This is a genomic window from Phycicoccus sp. Root101, assembly GCF_001426245.1.
Lineage (GTDB): Bacteria > Actinomycetota > Actinomycetes > Actinomycetales > Dermatophilaceae > Pedococcus.
Genome location: NZ_LMCM01000008.1, coordinates 398,769 through 417,887 on the forward strand (window position 1 = coordinate 398,769; position 19,119 = coordinate 417,887).

Below are 19,119 nucleotides of genomic sequence, written 5' to 3' on the forward strand. Positions count from 1 at the left end.
GCCAGGACCGCGAGACCGCGCTTGGTGACGGCCAACCTCGTTACGGCAGCGGACATGGTCCTCACATCGCAGTCCCGCCTGCGTGGGGTGGCTCGAGCCCTGGACCTCTCGAGCGCCGCCAAGACATTTTCGATCATGGAGGCGGGTGAGCTCGCCAAGGCCGTTCCCTGGCCCGCGAGTCCATCGCTGCACGGTCAGATGTGTTCGGTGCCGGTGAATTGGTTGGTCAAGGAGATGGATGCGCTGCGCGGGACCGTGGCGCCACCGGTGCGGAGTGCCGCGCTACGGCATTGGATACCTTGGCGGGGCGGGTACGAACAAGCGGCGTGGGCCGCGGGCTTCGACCTTTCAGACCCACACAGCGAGGCAGGGAGGCACCGTGACCTCCACCATCGCCTCGACCAGTCGGCCGGTCTCGTGGCCGACGCACTGGTGATGGGCCTTGTCGCGTCAGGTACCAACTAGTCAGCGAGAAGTCTTGCGGCGCACCATACCGAACGCCGAACCGGACGGATCGGGCGCGATGGACGACTGCGCCGAGGCCGGGGCGCCGCGGCCGTCCTTCGACTGTGATCCCCGTCCGGCCACCTCTGCATCGCCTTTCGCGACCCTGGGCACGGCGCCGCCCTCGGCATGCAATTCGGCAGCTGAGTTCCAGTCGAGGTCAGGCGGAGTCAGCGGTGCGTAGTCCTCGTTGTGGTAGCGAAGGTCGCGTTGACCACGGGGAGGGACCATCGTGACGATCGTGCCGATGATACGCGCTTGCACTGCTTCGAGATCAGCGAAGGCCCGGGTGAGTTGTTCGCGCCTGGTCGACGCGTACTTCGCGACCATGACCGCACCATCCGCGCTGCGCGCGAGCACAGCCGCATCGCTGACCGGGAGTACGGGAGGTGCGTCGAAGATGACGAAGTCGAACTTCTCGCGCAAGGTCTGGATCACCGTCGCCATCGTCTGAGAAGCCAATAGGCGAGTGGGGTCCGGCGGAAGTGTTCCGGCGGCGAGAATGCTGAGGAGTCCGCGGTGCCACGGCAGCAGAGCGTCTTCCAGATCAAGTTGGCCCGCCAGCACGTTCGAGAGCCCGATGCTGCCATCGACGCCCATTAGGGTCGAGCTCATGGGGCGCCGCATGTCGGCCTCCACGAGGCACACCCGCAGGGAGGATTGCGCGAGGGCGATCGCAAGGTTGCAGGCCGTCGTGCTCTTGCCTTCAGCCGCCAAGGCCGACGTCACCACGATGAGGCGGGGTGGGCTGTCCACGTCAACGAATTGGAGGGTCGTCCGCAGGGACCGGAACTCCTCCACGGCCCGCCCCTGCCCGTCCAGGGTGATCAAGGGTTTTGTCTTCGCCTGGGGGTTCGTGCTGATCAGGGCCAAAGCAGCCCGACCGGTGAGCTTCTCTAGCTCAGAGCCCTTTACCGTGGTGTCCTGCTGCTCGCGTAGGACGGCAAGCACCACCCCTAGGGCGAGTCCAGCAAGCAGGCCCAGCGCGAGGTTGAGGGGGATCCGCGGGGATGCCGGGGACTGAGGTGTCTGGCCGGGGACGGTGGTGGTGACCTTGACCGGGGACTGGCCGCCCACACGGGGGGTCTCGAGGCGCTCGATGACGGACCCGAACTGGGAACCGGTGGCGTTCACGATGTCGCGAGCCTGAGTGGCCGAGGTGTCCGTCGCCGTGATCGTGATCAGCACGGTATCGGCAGGATTCTCCGCCGTGACCATCTTCCGAAGGTCGGAGACCGTGAGGTCGAGACCGAGCTTGTCGATGACGGGTTGAAGAACCGTCGGGCTGTCGATCACCTGCGGGTAGGACTTCACTCGCTGCATGGCGAACTGGGAGCTCTGGTAGATCGAGGGCGTGTCAGAGCCCCCGTCCGAAGCACTGATGGCGACGAACAGCGTCGCATTGGCCGTGTAGGTGGGAACGGCTAGGTAGCTCAGGACGCCAGCACTGAGCACTCCTAGGACAGTCGCTGCCAAGACTATGCGCCAACGCTTGAACAGGACATGCAGATAGGCGCGGAGTGTCACGACGGCACCTCCTGTTCCCAAACATCGACCGGCTGAGGGCCGGTGCGGCGGCCCGCAGACCACCCAGTGTCGGAGCACCGAGGGCGCATTGCGCTAGTCCGAACGGTTGCCATGGGCCGTGCCCTTTCGGTGATCGTCATTGGTCAGACCTTTCTCAAGGTCTCAAGAGCTGAGTCGGGGAGCAAGGCTGCGGTACCAGCGAGGGGCGCCGGCAGCCACGTAGAGCGCGGTCCCAAGCATCATCAACGCGTAGACAGGAAGGAACATCGCCTTGACGCCCCAGAACGCAAACAGGACACACAGCAAGCCGTAGTCCGTAGGCGCTGCCACGAGAGATCGCAAGATCGGGGCGGTGCCCGGCGAGGTCGCCACGGCTGTGGGCGCTGCGTCGGTGCCGGCTGTGCGAGCGGCGTCCAGCCTCCGTAGGAGGTCGGTGAGGACGAAAGTGAAGAAGAAGACGTTCGCGACCGTTACGTACACCAGGGCCACGACGATCCAGCCGATGGACGACCCCTCGCGATGAAGCGCTAGGGCCACGGCGAGATGCAATGTGCCGATCTTCACGCAGTCGACCACGTGGTCCAGCCATTCACCGCGCGCCGACCCACCACCTGTCAGCCGAGCCACCTGGCCGTCTGCCGAGTCGAAGGCATATCCGGCTGCCAGCAGCAGGGCAACCACCGGGCCGACCCAGGCGCTCGAACCGCCAAGGACGAGCACGGCGATTCCAGCAGTGGACAGGGCGGCGCTGATCGCCGTGACCGCGTTCGGACCCAGGCCCAACGTGTGCGCGACGGCGGCGATCAGGCGGCCAACGGGGCGGTTGACGAAGCGTGAGTACGCGGGAGCTCCTCGTTGGGGCTTGCCGTGCTGGCGCAGAGAGGACAACGTGAGCGCGACAGTCTCCCGGGGTGTCGGTGAACCTGCGCGGGAGGCGGTCATGCGTGGTCCACAGCCTTCCTGAAAGACAATTTCCGGGAGGAGGCGCCGCGGTGTTGGGCTCCTGCCAGGTCCAAGCAGAGTTGCTCGTAGCGGTCGGTCACTTCGTCCCAGTCGTATCGGGCGGCCTCTTCGAGCGCCAACATCCCTCGCTCGGCTACCGGACCGGGATCCGCTTCAGATTCCTCCAGCAGCGCCGTCACGTCCTTGCTGGAGGTCCAGAATCGTCCCGAGGTGCCTACCACTTCACGGTTGAAGGAAACATCGAACGTCGAGCAGGGTGCGCCGGCTCCTATTGCTCGCAGTAGGGAGGGGTTGGTCCCTCCCACGGAGTGCCCGTGCCAGTAGATGAACGCCCCGGAATACAGTTGGTCGAGGAGCTCCTGGTCCCACAGACCCCCGAGTAGCCTGACCCTGCCGTCCGCGAGGTGATGGATGCGTTGTGTGTACGCGGCAGAGTACGGAGCGCTTCCAACGACCACCAACGGCATCCTGGCGGTGCTGCCGACGTATCCCTCGACGATCTCTGCGACGTGGTTCTCAGGCTCGAACCGGGCGACGACGAGGTGATACTGCTTCGGTCGTAGTCCGAGTTCGTCGAGTCGGTGCGGAGCATCTACCGGGGTGGGGGCGCCGTAGGTGATCAGGCGCGTGCCTGTTCTATGGGTAGTGGCGTAGTAGTCAGCTATCCCTTGCGCGTCCGCGATCAGGGCATCCGACCAGCGGACGGCCCAACCCTCGGCGCGTCGATAGTAGTGCCTTCCCGCCCCTCCCCACTTGGCGCGTTGCCACTCGAGGCCGTCGACGTGGGTGGCCACCGGAATCCCCTTGGCGCGGAGGACTGGGAGAAAGGGCGAGTTGGCTGCGTTGAATACCAGTGCTACGTCGATGTCCTCTCGGATCACGGCGTGGGCGACCGAGAGTCCTGAGTGGGACAGTGTCTCGAGGGTGCGGTGCCGCAGGGCAGGGAGCACGACGGTACGCATGCCCAAGTAGTGTCTGGGGATTTCGTCACGACTGCCACGGCAGTAGACGACCACTGAGTGTCCCCGTTCGGCTAGGCGCTGCCCGACCTCCTCGATGCAGGTCTCGAACCCCCCGTAGCGGGCGGGGACGCCTCGTGTCCCGATCATGGCGATGTGCATGACTACTTCCCTCAGTGTGTGACCGGACGGCGTGCCGAAAGCCGATGTCGTGTCGTGGTCGTGCTGCAGGTCGACTTCCGAGACGAGCCCAAGGCAGCAGCCGCCCTCGCCGACAGGTGGTCGTCGGAGCCTGCCGAACTCAGCCCTCGTCGTCGCGGGCGCCTGGGTAGACGGAGTGCGGTCGGCAACACCATCGTGCTCACGTACCCCCGTCGATCGATGTGAGGCCCATCCTGTCCGACGCACACGGCTGCGACCTCATCCAAAAGGTGGAGCCTCAGGCAAGCCGCGAGCGCGCCCGGACCCATGTCGGCTCCCGTCGAGTTGCATCCCGACGGGAGCCGACTTGCGACCGGACGCCAGTCGCGCCGACTAGCGCCCCCAGACGCCTAGCCACCGCGCGCCCGCAGGACGGTCGGTCAGAGCTGCGATGTCGCTGGGCAAGCTCACCGCAGCCGAGTTCGCGGCTGCCCGAGCGGTCGTGGTCAACGAACCCCCGCTCCCTACGACGGTCACTCCGTCGTAGGACACGCTCCTGTTGTCCTGGGACGTCGCGCTGCGGAAACGCGCCACAGAGGTGTACACCGCGGGGTTCCCCGCACCGTTGCTCCACACGTGGGTCCACTGGGGTGAGACCGTCGGACGGTTGTAGAGGTTGGCGGCGGTCGTGACGCCGATCTGCTTGGCCGTGCGAGTGTGCGTGTAGTCCTCGACGCATAGCAGGCAGTTGCCCGACTTCGTCCCTCCGATGACGTTGTTCTTGACCTCGATCTGGCCCAAGAGCCACGTCATCGTGGGATCAGGGTAGACCTGTCGCGGGTCCCGACAGCACCGAGTGTTGGCAGCCAGACGGCCGTCTTGCACGAGGTTCAGTTCGCGCGCGTTGCCCACGACGGTGTTGTTCCAGATGCGGACGTTGCTGATGTTGTTGACCTTGACGCCGTTGCCGGCGTTATTAAGGATCAAGTTGTCTGCGACGACGGCTCGGGCGGAGATCTCCAGCGAGATGCCGTGCCCATGGTTAGCCGTGATGTTGTTCTTGAGGGCCCGAATGTCGTACGTGGACTCGTCTGCCCAGAAGCCAGGGCCGTTGTTGCCCGTGATGGAGCTCTCGCTGACCGTCACGGTCCGCATACGGCTCACCTTGATTCCGCCCGAGACTGGAGCGTTGTTGAAGTGCTCCGTGTTGTTGCCTCGAACCAGGCTCCGCAGAACTCTGAGCCTGTCGGCCATGGACGCGTGCATGCCGAGCATTCCCGACCTGGTGATGGTGACCTGGTTGAGCGTGATGTCTGAATTGAGGGCGGAGATCCCGGTGGTGGCCATCTGATCGATGGTGATGTTGGCCAGGGAGATCCGAGGTGCTTCCAAGGTGATGGCACCCATGTGCCACACGCTGCTCCCGAAGCGCCGCATCCCGAAACCTCGGAGCAGCACGCCGGGGGCGTGCACAGACATCGCCTTGGCAATGTCTGTGCCGCGCATTGCGGATCTGGTGGGATCGCTGCCGACGTACAGGGACGAGGAAGCCGTGTCAAGATAGAAGGTCCCCGGCTGGACCAGGGCAAGAGTCTTGACCTGACGCTGGGAGATCCCGTCGCGGAAGACCATGTCTGGGTGAGCTGCCATGGGGTACGCCGGGTTGACGAAGCCCCATCCTGGTGAGCTGCCGTCAGCCGCTCCCTTCGTGTACGTCGGGCTCGCGTCGAAGCGCGGCGTCCAACCGTCGTGCCGCCAGACGGTGCCCACCTTCGTCCAGCCAGCTATAGGAACGCTGCCATCGATCCACACCGACTCGCCCGGATAGTTCTGGATGGTCACCGTCTTGTTGACTGCCACCCCTTCGTGGAAGACCCCCCGCCGGAGCACGATTGTCCCGCCGGCCGGCGCGACCTGCAGTGCGCGACCGAGGCTGCGGACCGGTCGGGCCAAAGAGCCGCTGTTGGTGTCAGCGCCGGAGTTGGACACGAAGATAGAGCCCGCCGGTATGGGATAGCGGGCGGCGCCTACACGTGCTGACCCACCCCAGTCAGCGCGCCGGGCACTGACGGCCGCTGAAGCGTGGGGCTGGGACCCGCCTGGGATCAATGGTGGGAAACCGGTGACGAGTGCTGACGTGACGATGGTGGTGACAGCGACCCGAGCCGATATCCGGCGCGTGCGCCGAGCGGGGCGCGCCAAGAGTCGGCGCGTGCTGGACGTGTTGTTCATGAAGAGCCTCTCGTTGCGGCCCCCCGACCGGTGATTTCGCCCAGACAATCACCGGAGACACGTCCCTGTCATCAAAGTAGACGAGTTCTTTACTCATCTACGAGACGTAGGGACTAGTACGTTATACGTAGTTGAAAGACTAGTCTGTTCGGCTCATTTGTTGAATTTGCGCGAGACTTTGGCCGGGTGAACGCACTCCGAAAGCACGACTGCACGGGGTCGAACGTCTCCGTGGCCTGACCGTGGCCAGACCCATGACGGCCGTTCATGACGCGGTATGGGCCCTGCTATCGGTGAGACCGGGCTGTCCCGAAAGTGGGACCGGCCTCTGCCATCAGGACGCGAACTCCTCGAGGGCCGCACGGAGCAGGGTGCTCGAGGTCTGGATCGTGTACGGGAAGTACGCGACCTCGACGCCGACGGCGGAGAAGTCGGACTCGAGCTGACGACCCTTGACCGTGCCGCGCCAGTCGTCGCCCTTGAAGATCACGTCGAACGGGTGCTCGCGCCAGACGTCGAGCTTGCTCGGCTGGTGCTCGACGACGACCTCGTCGACCAGGGTGATGTGCTCGAGGATCGCGACGCGCTCGGCCAGCGGGATGACCGGGTACTTCGCCTTCGCCCGGTAGGCCTTGTCGTCGGTGACCACGCCGGCGATGAGCCAGTCGCACTGCTCGCGCGCCGCTCTGAGGATGTTGAGGTGCCCGATGTGGAAGAGGTCGAAAACCCCTGGGACGTAACCGCGCACGCCACTGGTGTGGAGCTGTCCGGTCTGCTGCGGCTGCCTCAGCTGTCGTCGATCACTCATGCTCTTCCCTCTCACGCGTCCCCCATTGCCACGTGCCGCGTTGCACCGTTCGACCATCCTCGGTTCCGTGCGCGCCGATTGGATCATCCAGATGCAGTAGTGAAGTGCCCGACGTGGGGCGGAGTGTCCTGCTCCGACCCGGATGACCGCCGGTGCGTCCGAGGCCCCTGCGCCGGCGTCGCTGGTGTCCGACCCGGTCGTTAGGCTGGGAGCCCCCCATCGGCACCAGCCGTGGGGTGTTCGTGCTGTCCCCGCACCGCCCGCCAGGAGCCTCGCCCATGACCCTCGCCCCGCTGCTCGACGCACTGGCCACCGACCCCGGTGTCGCCCGTGCGCTCGCCGCTGCCCGCGCTGGCGAGCTCGCCGTCGACGTGTCCGCCCCCACCGGGGCCCGTCCGGCCCTGGTCGCCGCCCTCGCCCGGGAGGCCGGTCGGCCGCTGCTGGCCATCACGGCCACCACCCGGGAGGCGGAGGACCTCGTCGTCGCCCTCGGGTGCTTCACGGACGCCAACCGGGTCGCCGACTTCCCGGCCTGGGAGACCCTGCCGCACGAGCGGCTCAGCCCGCGCAGCGACACGGTGGGCAAGCGGCTCGCGGTCCTGCGCCGGCTGCGCCACCCCGACCCCGACGACGCCACGTACGGCCCCCTCGACATCGTGGTCGCCCCGGTGCGAGCGGTCCTCCAGCCGGTGTCCAAGGGGCTGGGTGAGCTGCGCCCGGTCGCCCTCAAGGCCGGGGACGAGGCCCCCCTCGAGCGCGTCGTCGAGGACCTCGCGGCTGCGGCATACACGCGCACCGACCTCGTGGAGCGCCGCGGTGAGTTCGCGGTCCGCGGCGGGATCCTCGACGTCTTCCCGCCGACTGAGGACCACCCGGTCCGCGTGGAGTACTGGGGCGACACGATCGAGGAGATCCGCTGGTTCAAGGTCGCCGACCAGCGCAGCCTCGAGGTCGCCGAGCACGGCCTGTGGGCGCCGCCGTGCCGCGAGATCCTGCTCACCGAGGCGGTGCGTGCGCGGGCGGCTGCGCTGCTCGACCAGCTGCCCGGCGCGGCCGACCTGCTGGGCAAGCTCGCCGAGGGCATCGCCGTGGAGGGGATGGAGTCGCTCGCGCCGGCCCTCGTCGACGGCATGGAGAGCGTCCTGGACACGCTGCGCGAGGGCACTGCGGTCGTGGTCTGCGACCCCGAGCGAGTGCGCACCCGCGCCCACGACCTCGTCGCCACGTCCCAGGAGTTCCTCGACGCCGGGTGGGCCAACGCCGCTGCCGGCAACGCCGTGCCCATCGACCTGCAGGGCATCCTCGGCACCGCCTCGTTCTGGAGCCTCGCCGACCTGCGTGAGCACGCCGCCTCCTCCCGTATGCCGTGGTGGGACCTGGGCCCGTTCGTCGCCGACGAGGAGCTTGCCGACGACGACGCCACCGTCGTCAACACCGGCCTCGAGGAGGCGCCGCGCTACCGCGGGTCCACCCCGGAGGCGGTGGCCGATCTGCAGCGGTGGGTCGGCGACGGCTGGCGCGTCGTCGTCGTCACGGAGGGGCCGGGCCTCGGTCGCCGGGTCGCGGAGGTGCTCGCGGGCGAGTCGGTGCCGGCCCGTCCCGACGCCGACCTGTCCGACCTGACGCCGGGGATCGTCCACCTGACGACCGGCTCTGTGGGTTCGGGGTTCGTCTCGCCCGGCGGGCAGCTGGTGTTCCTCACCGAGACCGACCTCACCGGCACGCCGGGTCAGGGTGGCTCGACCAAGGACATGCGGAAGATGCCGTCGCGGCGACGCAACCAGGTCGACCCGCTCCAGCTCAAGCCGGGTGACTTCGTCGTCCACGAGCAGCACGGTGTCGGCCGGTTCGTCGAGATGGTGCAGCGCACCGTCGGCGGGGCGACCCGCGAGTACCTCGTGCTCGAGTACGCCCCGTCGAAGCGGGGCCAACCCGCCGACCGGCTCTACGTGCCCACCGACCAGCTCGACCAGGTCACCCGCTACGTCGGGGGCGAGCAGCCGACGCTCAGCAAGATGGGTGGCAGCGACTGGCAGAAGACCAAGGGCAAGGCGCGCCGCTACGTCAAGCAGATCGCGGCCGAGCTCATCCAGCTCTACAGCGCCCGCATGGCCACGTCCGGGCACGCGTTCGCACCGGACACGCCGTGGCAGCGCGAGCTCGAGGACGCCTTCGCCTACGTCGAGACGCCCGACCAGCTCAGCTCGATCGACGAGGTCAAGGCCGACATGGAGCGCACCGTGCCCATGGACCGGCTGATCTGTGGCGACGTCGGCTACGGCAAGACCGAGATCGCGGTCCGCGCGGCGTTCAAGGCGATCCAGGACGGCAAGCAGGTCGCGGTGCTCGTGCCGACGACGCTGCTCGTGCAGCAGCACTTCCAGACGTTCTCGGAGCGCTACGCGCCGTTCCCCGTGACGGTGAAGGCGCTGTCGCGCTTCCAGTCCGACAAGGAGGCGCGCGAGACGATCGCGGGCCTCGCCGACGGCTCGGTGGACCTCGTCATCGGCACGCACCGGTTGCTGTCCAAGGAGATCCGTTACAAGGACCTCGGACTGGTCGTCATCGACGAGGAGCAGCGGTTCGGTGTCGAGCACAAGGAGCAGCTCAAGGCGCTGCGCACGGCGGTCGACATCCTCGCCATGTCGGCCACCCCGATCCCGCGCACCCTGGAGATGGCCGTCACCGGCATCCGCGAGATGTCGACGCTGGCCACCCCGCCCGAGGAGCGCCACCCCGTCCTGACCTACGTCGGCGCCTACGACGAGAAGCAGATCGTCGCCGCGATCCGGCGCGAGCTGCTCCGCGAGGGCCAGGTCTTCCTCGTCCACAACAAGGTGTCGAGCATCGAGCGCGCGGCGAGCCGGATCCGTGAGCTGGTGCCCGAGGCCCGCGTCGCCACCGCCCACGGCAAGATGGGCGAGCACAAGCTCGAGGAGGTCGTCGTCGACTTCTGGGACAAGAAGTTCGACGTCCTCGTCTGCACGACGATCGTCGAGACCGGGCTCGACATCTCCAACGCCAACACCCTGATCGTCGAGCGCTCCGACGTCCTCGGCCTCTCCCAGCTGCACCAGCTGCGAGGCCGCGTAGGCCGTGGCCGGGAGCGGGCCTACTGCTACTTCCTCTACCCGCCCGAGAAGCCGATGACCGAGACGGCCCACGACCGGCTCCAGACGATGGCCAGCCACACCGACCTCGGCTCCGGCATCCAGATCGCCATGAAGGACCTCGAGATCCGTGGCGCGGGCAACCTGCTCGGGGGCGAGCAGTCGGGCCACATCGCCGGGGTCGGCTTCGACCTGTACGTCCGGCTCGTCGGTGAGGCCGTGGCCGAGTTCCGCGGCGACGGGGAGACCGCCCCGACCGAGATCAAGATCGAGCTGCCGGTCGACGCCCACCTCCCGCACGACTACGTCCCGGGGGAGCGGCTGCGCCTCGAGGCCTACAAGAAGCTCGCCAGCGTGGTCGACGAGGCCCAGCTCGGCGAGATCGAGGCCGAGCTCGTCGACCGCTACGGGGCGCTGCCCGAGCCGGTCCGCAACCTCATGGAGGTGGCTCGGCTGCGCACCGTGGCGCGGGCCGCGGGCGTCGCCGACATCTCGCTGCAGGGCAACTACGTGCGGTTCGGTCCGGTCGAGCTGGCCGAGTCGGCGCAGCTGCGGCTGCAGCGGCTGTACCCCAAGTCACTGGTCAAGGACGCAGTGCATACGATTCTCGTGCCGAAACCGACGACGGCGAGGGTGGCTGGCAAACCGCTGCGTGACACGGCAGTCTTGCAGTGGGCCAGTGACCTGATCCGCGCCGTCATGCTGGGCAGCGTCGCCGACGCCGCCCGGGTCGGCTCGGTGGGCACGACCGGCGCCCGTGAGGGTACGGTCTCGGCCAGAAGATGACGAGAGAGGGAAGTCTGTGAAGGTTCGTCCGACAGCTTTGCGCCAGGTCCTGCGTGGTTCGTTCGTGGCGCTCGCGACGGCCGGGGTGCTCGCCGTGTCCGGCTGTGCCACCGCCGACACCGCAGCGGTCGTCGACGGCCACCGGATCACCGAGCAGGACGCCCAGGAGGCCTCCCGCCAGATCCTCGCCGCGCAGCCCGACTCGGGGATCACCACCTCGAGCGCCGTGGCGAGCCTGATCATGGCGGGCTTCATCAACACCGTGGCCGACGAGTCCGGCAAGGGCCTGTCCGACTCGGCCGCCCGCACCGCCATCGCGGCCATCCAGGACCCCGCTCCCGCCACGCTGGAGCTGGTCAGGGCGAGCCTGGCCTTCAACCAGATGACGCAGGAGGAGCAGGGCAAGGCCGTCGCCCTCGCCTCCAAGGCCGACATCACCATCAACCCCCGCTACGGCACGTTCGACCCGAAGAAGATCAGCTTCGACCCCAGCACGCCCAACTGGATCAAGGCCGAGCCGCAGCCTGCCGCCACCCCGCAGGGCTGACCGGGCGGTGCCCGGCCGCCTCACCCTGCTCGTCGGGAGCCCGCGGATCGCTCCCGGGCTGTTCACCCGCGTCGCCTGGCAGACCCTCGACGCGGCCACCGTCGTCCTCGCCCGTGAGGCCGACGAGCCGCTCGCCGATGCCGTCCTGCAGGCCGGGTTGGAGGTCACCCACCTCGGAGAGGTCTCTGCTCCGGCCCTCGCCCGCGACCTCATGGACCGCGCTGCCACCGCCGACGTCGTCTGGGTCGCCTCCGCCGACGGCGACCCCGGCCTGACCGATGCCGTCGCCTCGGAGGTCTCGCGGTTGGGGGAGCCGCCGGAGGTGGAGGTGCTCGTGGCCTCGTGGGACGTGCCCGGCTCCCGCCTGCTCGACGTCGTCGCCGTGATGGACCGGCTGCGCTCGCCCGGTGGCTGCCCGTGGGACGCCGAGCAGACCCACGAGTCGCTCGTGAAGTACCTCATCGAGGAGTCGCACGAGGCGGCCGAGGCGATCGAGTCGGGCGACCGCGACCACGTCCGCGAGGAGCTCGGCGACGTGCTGCTCCAGGTCGCCTTCCAGTCCCGGGTCGCGCAGGAGCACGCGAGCGAGCCGTTCGACATCGACGACGTCGCCGGCACCCTTGTCGAGAAGCTCGTTCGCCGGCACCCGCACGTATTCTCCGACGGCGACGCCAGCACGCCTGCAGAGGTCGAGGCGACCTGGGAGCAGATCAAGGCCGCCGAACGCGCTGCCAAGCCGGCCGACCCGGGCCACCCCGGTGGGGAGGGCGGGCACGAAGGGCTGCTGCACGGCATACCCCGGTCGTTGCCCAGCCTGCTCGCTGCCGAGAAGGTCGTCGCGCGCTGGGAGCGGGGCGGCCGTGGGTCGTTGCCCGAACCGGACGGCGGCATCGGTGCGGAGCTGCTCGCCCTCGTCGCGCGTGCCCGGGCGCTGGGGGTGGACGCGGATGCCGAGCTACGGCGCGCCCTGCACAACCTCGACGCCGAGGCTCGTGCCGACCGCACCTGATCGTGACTCTCATCGGCGTTTCAGGCTTCTTTGGAATACCGAAGATCCTTTAGTATTCCAAGCATGAGCCTGACCCAGCGCGAACGGGAGATCGTCGAGCTGCTGCGTGCGCAGCCGATGCTCGACGCCGCCGGCATCGCCGAGCGCCTCGGGGCGACCAAGGCCGCGGTGTCCGTGCACCTGTCCAACCTCACCAAGAAGGGCGAGATCCTCGGTCGGGGGTATGTCGTGCGGTCCGAGGCGCAGTCCGTGGTCGTGGTGGGCGGCGCGAACATGGACGTCAAGGCGCACTCCACGGAGCCCGCGCAGCTGCACACGTCCAACCCGGGAGCCGCCGTGACCACCCCCGGTGGCGTGGGGCGCAACATCGCAGAGAACCTCGCCAGGCTCGGCAGCCCGACCCACCTCGTCGCGCCGGTCGGGCGGGACGCGTTCGGCGAGCAGGTGCTGGCCATGACCAGGGCGGCCGGTGTCCTCGTCGACCACATGATCATCAGCGAGGGCAGCACCGGCACCTACCTCGCCGTCATGGACGCCACCGGCGAGCTGCTCGTGGCCGTCTCCAACATGGCCATGACCGACCGGCTGACCGTCCGCCAGCTCGGAGCCGCGCGCGACCTGATCACGCACGCCGACCTGCTCGTGGTCGACGGCAACGTCCCCCAGGCGCCGGCCGCCTGGCTGCTCGACTTCGCCGCGGCGGTCGGGGTCCCCGTCGTCATCGACCCTGTCAGCGTCGCCAAGGCCCGCCACCTCGTCACCATGCTGTCGCCGGAGCGACCGCTGCTGGCCCTCACCCCGAACCTCGACGAGCTCTCCGCCATGGTCGGGGAGCCGGTCGCCCAGACGCGGGCCGCGATCGCGCGGGCAGCGAAGGTCCTGCACGCGCTCGGCGTGCAGCACGTCTGGGTGCGCCGTGGCACCCGGGGCAGCCTGTTGAGCAGCATCGGCGACGACGGACGCAGCACCGTGACGCTGCTGCCCGCGCCGAGCGTGCCGGTCGTCGACGTGACGGGCGCGGGCGACTCGATGACGGCGGCCTTCGTCCACGCCATCCTGCGCGGCGACCGCCCTGCCGGGGCGGCCCGGTTCGGCCAGATGGCCGCCGGCCTGACCGTGTCGAGCTCGGAGACAGTGCGCCCCGACCTCACCCCGCGGCTCGTCGACGCCGAGCTCGCAGCCGCGTCCCCCCACCTCACACCTGCCACCCCGTCCAGCACCGCCGGCGCCCGGAGGCGTCGTCCCACCAAGGAGCACCGATGACCACCCCCCACCACAGCCTGCGTCTCAACGCCGAGGTCACCGACGCACTCGCCTCCGGCCGGCCCGTCGTGGCACTCGAGAGCACGATCATCAGCCACGGCATGCCCTACCCCCGTAACGTCGCCATGGCCGTCGAGGTCGAGCAGATCATCCGTGACGGCGGCGCCACGCCCGCGACGATCGCGGTCCTCGACGGCGTGCCACGCATCGGCCTCGACCGCGACGAGCTCGAGACCCTCGCGACGCACCCCGACGTGTCCAAGGTCAGCCTGCGCGACCTGCCGCACGTGATCGCCCGCCGGGCGCACGGTGCCACGACGGTGGCGGCCACGATGCGGCTGGCCGCGCTCGCTGGCATCCGGGTGTTCGTGACCGGTGGCCTCGGTGGGGTCCACCGCGGTGCCGAGCACAGCTTCGACATCTCTGCCGACCTCACAGAGCTGGGGCAGACCGATGTCGCGGTGGTCAGCGCCGGGGTGAAGTCGATCCTCGACATCGGCCTCACCCTGGAGACGCTCGAGACCCTCGGGGTGCCCGTCGTCGTGCACGGCAGTGACGAGTTCCCCTCGTTCTACTCGCGGTCCAGCGGCCATGGCGCGCCGCTGCGGGCCGACTCCGCGGACGAGCTCGCCGCCATGATGGCCGCGAAGTGGGACCTCGGCCTGGCGGGAGCGATCGCCATCGCCAACCCCGTGCCCGCGGACGAGGAGATCCCCGCCGACGAGATCGGGGTGCTCATCGACCAGGCGCTCGCCGAGTGCGACGAGCGCGGCATCCGCGGCAAGGACATCACGCCGTTCCTGCTCGGGCGCATCGTCGAGCTGTCGGGTGGCCGCTCGCTCGACACCAACATCGCCCTGGTCAGGAACAACGCCCGCCTCGGCGCCGCGGTCGCCGTCGCCCACCAGCGCCTCACCTCGGCCTGACCCCGGCCTGACCCCGCCCTGACCCCGCCCTGACCCCGCCCCCGGGCGCTCGGTACGGCGCGCGGTCACCGCGCGCCATACCGTCCAGCCTGCGGGTCGGTCGACGATGGGGGAGGGGGCAGCGGGTAGCCTCGTCGGGTACCCCTCCGACCCTGGTTTCGAGCACTGATGGAGATGTCTGTGGCCACCATTGACGCAGTAGGCGCCCGCGAGATCCTCGACTCACGAGGCAACCCGACGGTCGAGGTCGAGGTGGCTCTCGACGACGGCACCATCGCCCGCGCAGCCGTGCCCTCGGGCGCCTCCACCGGCGCCTTCGAGGCGTCCGAGCGTCGTGACGGCGACAAGTCCCGCTACCTCGGCAAGGGTGTCGAGAAGGCCGTCGATGCCGTGCTCGACGACATCAACCCCAAGCTCGTCGGCTATGAGGCCAGCGAGCAGCGGATCATCGACCAGGTCATGCTCGACCTCGACGGCTCCGACAACAAGTCCAAGCTCGGCGCGAACGCGATCCTCGGCGTCTCGCTCGCCGTGGCCAAGGCAGCGGCCGAGTCCTCCGGCCTGCCGCTGTTCCGCTACGTCGGTGGCCCGAACGCGCACGTGCTGCCCGTCCCGATGATGAACATCCTCAACGGTGGCAGCCACGCCGACTCGAACGTCGACATCCAGGAGTTCATGATCGCCCCGATCGGCGCCGACACCTTCAAGGAGGCGCTGCGCTGGGGCACCGAGGTCTACCACTCGCTCAAGAGCGTCCTGAAGGAGAAGGGCCTGGCCACGGGCCTGGGCGACGAGGGTGGGTTCGCCCCGAACCTCGAGTCCAACCGCGCCGCCCTCGACCTGATCCTCGAGGCCATCGAGAAGGCCGGGTACCAGGCCGGCACCCAGATCGCCCTGGCCCTCGACGTCGCCGCGAGCGAGTTCCACAACGAGGACGGCACCTACCAGTTCGAGGGTGCCGCCAAGACCTCGGCCGAGATGGTCGACTACTACGCCGACCTCGTCGACAGCTACCCGCTGGTCTCCATCGAGGACCCGCTCGACGAGGAGGACTGGGACGGCTGGAAGGCCATGACCGACCGCCTCGGCGACCGCGTGCAGATCGTCGGCGACGACCTGTTCGTCACCAACCCCGTACGCCTGCAGCGCGGCATCGACTCGCGGACCGCGAACGCCCTGCTGGTCAAGGTCAACCAGATCGGCTCGCTCACCGAGACCCTCGACGCCGTCGACCTCGCGCACCGCAACGGCTACCGCTGCATGATGAGCCACCGTTCCGGCGAGACCGAGGACGTCACCATCGCCGACCTCGCGGTCGCCACGAACTGCGGCCAGATCAAGACCGGTGCCCCGGCCCGGTCCGAGCGCGTCGCCAAGTACAACCAGCTCCTGCGCATCGAGGAGGAGCTCGACGACGCCGCCCGCTACGCCGGTGTGGGCGCCTTCCCGCGCTTCACGCCCCAGGCCTGACGGCGCCGGACGGATCGATCGAGGGACACCATGGCAGGAACGGGACACGGGACGCGCGGGTCGGGCAAACCGGCTCGTCGCCCCGCCGCGCCCCGGGCAGGGGCGACCGCGCGGAACACCACGCGCGGCACCTCCGCCCGTCCGGGAGCCGGGCCGGGACGCTCGCGCGCCACTGCCTCGGGCGCGGTCCGCAAGGCCGCGTCGGCCCAGGTGGCCACCGAGCGCAAGGCCTCGCGGACGGTCCTGCGCGGCGTGGTGCTCGCGACCATCCTCGTCCTTCTCGCCGTCACCCTCGTGCCGACGCTGCGGTCCTACCTGCGCCAGCAGGGTGAGATCGACGCCCTCAACGAGGGTGTCGGGCAGCAGCGCACCGAGGTGACCGCGCTGCAGAAGGAGCAGGCTCGCTGGAACGACGACGTGTATGTCGTGCAGCAGGCCCGTGAGCGCCTCAAGTTCGTCAAGGTCGGGGAGAAGTCCTACACGGTGATCGACGGCCAGCCGTCGGCCAAGGCGCTGCCCGGGGTCGCGAAGGCGCCGGCGGCCTCGAGCGACCACCCCTGGTACGGCCAGCTGTGGGAGTCGGTGCGCGTCGCCGACGCCGGCCCGGCGGCGAACACCGCCTCCGTCTCCGCGAAGAAGTGAGCGCGCAGCCCACGGCCGAGCGCCCCACGCCGGCTGACATCGCCGCGGTCGACGTCCAGCTCGGACGGGTGCCCCGCGGGGTCGTCGCCGTCGCCCACCGGTGCGCGTGCGGCCGGCCCGACGTGCTCACCACCGAGCCGCGCCTGCCGGACGGGACGCCGTTCCCCACGACCTTCTACGCCACCTGCCCCAAGCTCACCGGTGCCATCTCGACCCTGGAGAGCCAGGGGGTGATGAAGGAGATGTCCGACCGCCTCGCCGCCGACGAGGAGCTCGCGAGCCGGTACGCCGCGGCGCACGAGGACTACCTGCGGCGCCGGTACGAGCTCGGCCGGGTCGAGGAGATCGAGGGCATCTCCGCCGGTGGCATGCCCACCCGGGTGAAGTGCCTGCACGTCCTCGCGGCGCACTCCTTGGCCGCCGGCCCCGGGGTGAACCCCCTCGGCGACGAGACGCTGGCCCTGCTCGGCGACTGGTGGGCCAGCGGTTCGTGCGTCCCCGACGCCACCGACGCCACCGACTCCACAGGCGGCACCGGAGCAGCCGACGCCGCTGAGGGCGCCGATGCAGCCCACGCCTCCGAGGGTCAGAGCGCGTGACCCGCGTCGGGGCGGTCGACTGCGGCACCAACTCGATCCGCCTGCTCGTCGCCGACGTCAACCCCTCGACCGGTGCGCTCACCGATGTCCTGCGCAGGATGGAGGTCGTGCGGCTCGGGTACGGCGTCGACCGGACCGGTCGCATCGATCCCGAGGCGATGGAGCGGACCCTGGCGATGGCGCAGGAGTACGCCGACCAGTGCCGGGAGCTCGGCTCCGAGCGCGTGCGGTTCGTGGCGACCTCGGCGTCCCGGGACGCCTCGAACGCCGACGAGTTCGTCGCCGGTGTCCGGACGGCCTTCGCCCACTACGGCATCGCGCCGGAGGTCATCTCGGGCGACGAGGAGGCTGCCCTGTCGTTCCGCGGAGCCACCGGTGACCTGCGCGCCGCGGGCATCCCGGGGCCCTACCTCGTGGTCGACCTCGGCGGCGGCTCGACCGAGCTGGTCCGCGGTCACGACACGGTCGAGTCCGCCCGGTCGGTCGACGTGGGCTGTGTGCGCCTCACCGAGCGCCACCTGCGTTCCGACCCGCCGACCGCGGCCGAGGTCGGGGCCGCGACGGCGGACGTCGAAGCCGCGATCGACCTGGCGCGGGAACGGGTCGAGCTCGACGGGGTCGCCACCCTCGTCGGGCTCGCCGGCAGCGTGACGACCGTGACCGCCCATGCCCTGGGCCTCACCAGCTACCAGCCCGACCGCATCCACCTCGCCTCGCTGTCCAGCGCGGCGGTGCTCCGCGCCTGCGACGAGCTGCTCGCGATGACCCGCGCGGAGCGCGCGGCTCTCGGCTTCATGCACCCGGGGCGCGTCGACGTGATCGGGGCCGGGGCCCTGGTCTGGCGCGAGGTCGTGCGCCGCGCGGCCGAGCTGGGCGTGGACCGCGTCGTCACCTCCGAGCACGACATCCTCGACGGCATCGCCCTGTCGGTGGCCGAGGCCGGGAACGGACGAAACCGGACGTAACCTCTGCCCGCCCCGCTCGTTGCCACGGTGTCGTACATCACGCAACGAAGGGTGGTGAGGACGGTCGACGTCGAGCGCACCCGACCGGTCGCTGACCCGGCTGACCCGGCTCTGGCAGACCCCGGGCGGCTCTCCGCTGCCCGCCTGCCGACCACCCCGCGCTCGCCCCTCGGCCCCGCCACCGGTGGGCTCGCCCGCCTCAGCGACAGGACGTACGGAGTCGCCTTCCTGCTCGTCGTCGGCCTCCTCCTGTCCCTGTCGGTCGCGTCATACGCCCAGGTCTTCACCCCCGTGGTCCGGGTCACGCTCGAGACCGACCGCATCGGGTCGCAGCTGCAGACGGCCGCCGACGTGAAGATCCGGGGGGTCATCGTCGGGCAGGTCCGCTCGATCGAGAGCACCGGGGACGGCGCCCGCCTCGGGCTGGCGCTCCAGCCGGAGCTCGCCGAGCTCGTGCCGGCCAACGTGCACGCCCGGCTGCTCCCGAAGACCTTGTTCGGCGAGCGCTTCGTCGACCTGGTCCCGCCGGCCCAGCCGTCGGCCCCGATCAGGGCGGGGGACGTCATCACGCAGGACCGGTCGAGCGTGGCGATCGAGCTGGAGAAGGTGTTCGCGGACCTGTTGCCGTTGTTGCGGGCGGTGAAGCCGGAGAAGTTGTCGGCGACGTT

15 protein-coding genes are annotated in these 19,119 nt (G+C 69.5%); 10 read left to right on the forward strand and 5 right to left on the reverse strand.

Going from position 1 to position 19,119, the window contains the following annotated elements; genetic code table 11:
• Positions 1 to 465: 465 nt before the first annotated feature.
• The 5 genes from ASC58_RS14685 to ASC58_RS14705 form a co-directional block, all read right to left on the reverse strand.
• A complete protein-coding gene (locus ASC58_RS14685) occupies positions 466 to 2,031 on the reverse strand; it encodes a polysaccharide biosynthesis tyrosine autokinase (RefSeq protein ID WP_056919806.1) in 1,566 nt (521 codons plus the stop codon).
• Positions 2,032 to 2,193: 162 nt separating this feature from the next.
• The gene (locus tag ASC58_RS14690; RefSeq protein ID WP_056919807.1) at positions 2,194 to 2,973 is read right to left on the reverse strand and encodes a CDP-alcohol phosphatidyltransferase family protein; all 780 of its coding nucleotides are present in this window, start codon (positions 2,971 to 2,973) and stop codon (positions 2,194 to 2,196) included.
• Positions 2,970 to 4,115, reverse strand: a complete 1,146-nt coding sequence (locus ASC58_RS14695; RefSeq protein ID WP_056919808.1) for a DUF1972 domain-containing protein — start codon at positions 4,113 to 4,115, stop codon at positions 2,970 to 2,972. The genes ASC58_RS14690 and ASC58_RS14695 overlap by 4 nt, the downstream gene beginning before the upstream one ends.
• Before the next feature lie 372 nt (positions 4,116 to 4,487).
• Positions 4,488 to 6,326 (reverse strand): right-handed parallel beta-helix repeat-containing protein, encoded by a 1,839-nt coding sequence (locus ASC58_RS14700; protein WP_082553325.1) that lies wholly within the window; start codon positions 6,324 to 6,326, stop codon positions 4,488 to 4,490.
• Between the two features lie 334 nt (positions 6,327 to 6,660).
• A complete protein-coding gene (locus tag ASC58_RS14705) occupies positions 6,661 to 7,134 on the reverse strand; it encodes an adenylyltransferase/cytidyltransferase family protein (RefSeq protein WP_082553326.1) in 474 nt (157 codons plus the stop codon).
• 278 nt (positions 7,135 to 7,412) lie between these two features.
• On the opposite strand from ASC58_RS14705, the gene mfd reads away from it, so the two are divergent.
• The 10 genes from mfd to ASC58_RS14755 all read left to right on the forward strand — a co-directional run.
• Complete coding sequence (mfd, locus tag ASC58_RS14710; RefSeq protein WP_056919810.1) at positions 7,413 to 11,030, forward strand: transcription-repair coupling factor; 3,618 nt, start codon at positions 7,413 to 7,415, stop codon at positions 11,028 to 11,030.
• A gap of 16 nt (positions 11,031 to 11,046) precedes the next feature.
• Positions 11,047 to 11,577, forward strand: a complete 531-nt coding sequence (locus tag ASC58_RS14715) for a hypothetical protein (protein WP_157598529.1) — start codon at positions 11,047 to 11,049, stop codon at positions 11,575 to 11,577.
• A 7-nt stretch (positions 11,578 to 11,584) separates the two neighbouring features.
• Positions 11,585 to 12,586, forward strand: a complete 1,002-nt coding sequence (locus ASC58_RS14720; RefSeq protein ID WP_056919812.1) for a MazG family protein — start codon at positions 11,585 to 11,587, stop codon at positions 12,584 to 12,586.
• 63 nt (positions 12,587 to 12,649) lie between these two features.
• Positions 12,650 to 13,849: a PfkB family carbohydrate kinase gene (locus ASC58_RS14725; RefSeq protein ID WP_056919813.1), complete on the forward strand. Its 1,200-nt coding sequence runs from the start codon at positions 12,650 to 12,652 to the stop codon at positions 13,847 to 13,849.
• Complete coding sequence (locus ASC58_RS14730; RefSeq protein WP_056919814.1) at positions 13,846 to 14,775, forward strand: pseudouridine-5'-phosphate glycosidase; 930 nt, start codon at positions 13,846 to 13,848, stop codon at positions 14,773 to 14,775. The genes ASC58_RS14725 and ASC58_RS14730 overlap by 4 nt, the downstream gene beginning before the upstream one ends.
• Before the next feature lie 180 nt (positions 14,776 to 14,955).
• A complete protein-coding gene (gene eno / locus ASC58_RS14735; protein ID WP_056916587.1) occupies positions 14,956 to 16,245 on the forward strand; it encodes a phosphopyruvate hydratase in 1,290 nt (429 codons plus the stop codon).
• Positions 16,246 to 16,275: 30 nt separating this feature from the next.
• Positions 16,276 to 16,887, forward strand: a complete 612-nt coding sequence (locus ASC58_RS14740) for a septum formation initiator family protein (RefSeq protein ID WP_082553327.1) — start codon at positions 16,276 to 16,278, stop codon at positions 16,885 to 16,887.
• A complete protein-coding gene (locus ASC58_RS14745; protein ID WP_056919816.1) occupies positions 16,884 to 17,486 on the forward strand; it encodes a DUF501 domain-containing protein in 603 nt (200 codons plus the stop codon). Before ASC58_RS14740 ends, ASC58_RS14745 begins: the two co-directional genes overlap by 4 nt.
• On the forward strand, positions 17,483 to 18,451 hold the full coding sequence (locus tag ASC58_RS14750; protein ID WP_056919817.1) for a Ppx/GppA phosphatase family protein: 969 nt from the start codon (positions 17,483 to 17,485) through the stop codon (positions 18,449 to 18,451). The genes ASC58_RS14745 and ASC58_RS14750 overlap by 4 nt, the downstream gene beginning before the upstream one ends.
• Before the next feature lie 54 nt (positions 18,452 to 18,505).
• A partial coding sequence (locus tag ASC58_RS14755; protein WP_235529249.1) for an MlaD family protein occupies positions 18,506 to 19,119 on the forward strand: 614 nt, incomplete at its 3' end.

What these genes read in the sequence shown, in the direction of transcription:
- ASC58_RS14690 (WP_056919807.1), bottom strand. Translation starts at nt 2,973, where the DNA reads ATGACCGCCTCCCGCGCAGGTTCACCGACACCCCGGGAGACTGTCGCG.
- ASC58_RS14695 (WP_056919808.1), bottom strand. Translation starts at nt 4,115, where the DNA reads ATGCACATCGCCATGATCGGGACACGAGGCGTCCCCGCCCGCTACGGG.
- ASC58_RS14700 (WP_082553325.1), bottom strand. Translation starts at nt 6,326, where the DNA reads ATGAACAACACGTCCAGCACGCGCCGACTCTTGGCGCGCCCCGCTCGG.
- ASC58_RS14705 (WP_082553326.1), bottom strand. Translation starts at nt 7,134, where the DNA reads ATGAGTGATCGACGACAGCTGAGGCAGCCGCAGCAGACCGGACAGCTC.
- mfd (WP_056919810.1), top strand. Translation starts at nt 7,413, where the DNA reads ATGACCCTCGCCCCGCTGCTCGACGCACTGGCCACCGACCCCGGTGTC.
- ASC58_RS14725 (WP_056919813.1), top strand. Translation starts at nt 12,650, where the DNA reads ATGAGCCTGACCCAGCGCGAACGGGAGATCGTCGAGCTGCTGCGTGCG.
- ASC58_RS14730 (WP_056919814.1), top strand. Translation starts at nt 13,846, where the DNA reads ATGACCACCCCCCACCACAGCCTGCGTCTCAACGCCGAGGTCACCGAC.
- ASC58_RS14740 (WP_082553327.1), top strand. Translation starts at nt 16,276, where the DNA reads ATGGCAGGAACGGGACACGGGACGCGCGGGTCGGGCAAACCGGCTCGT.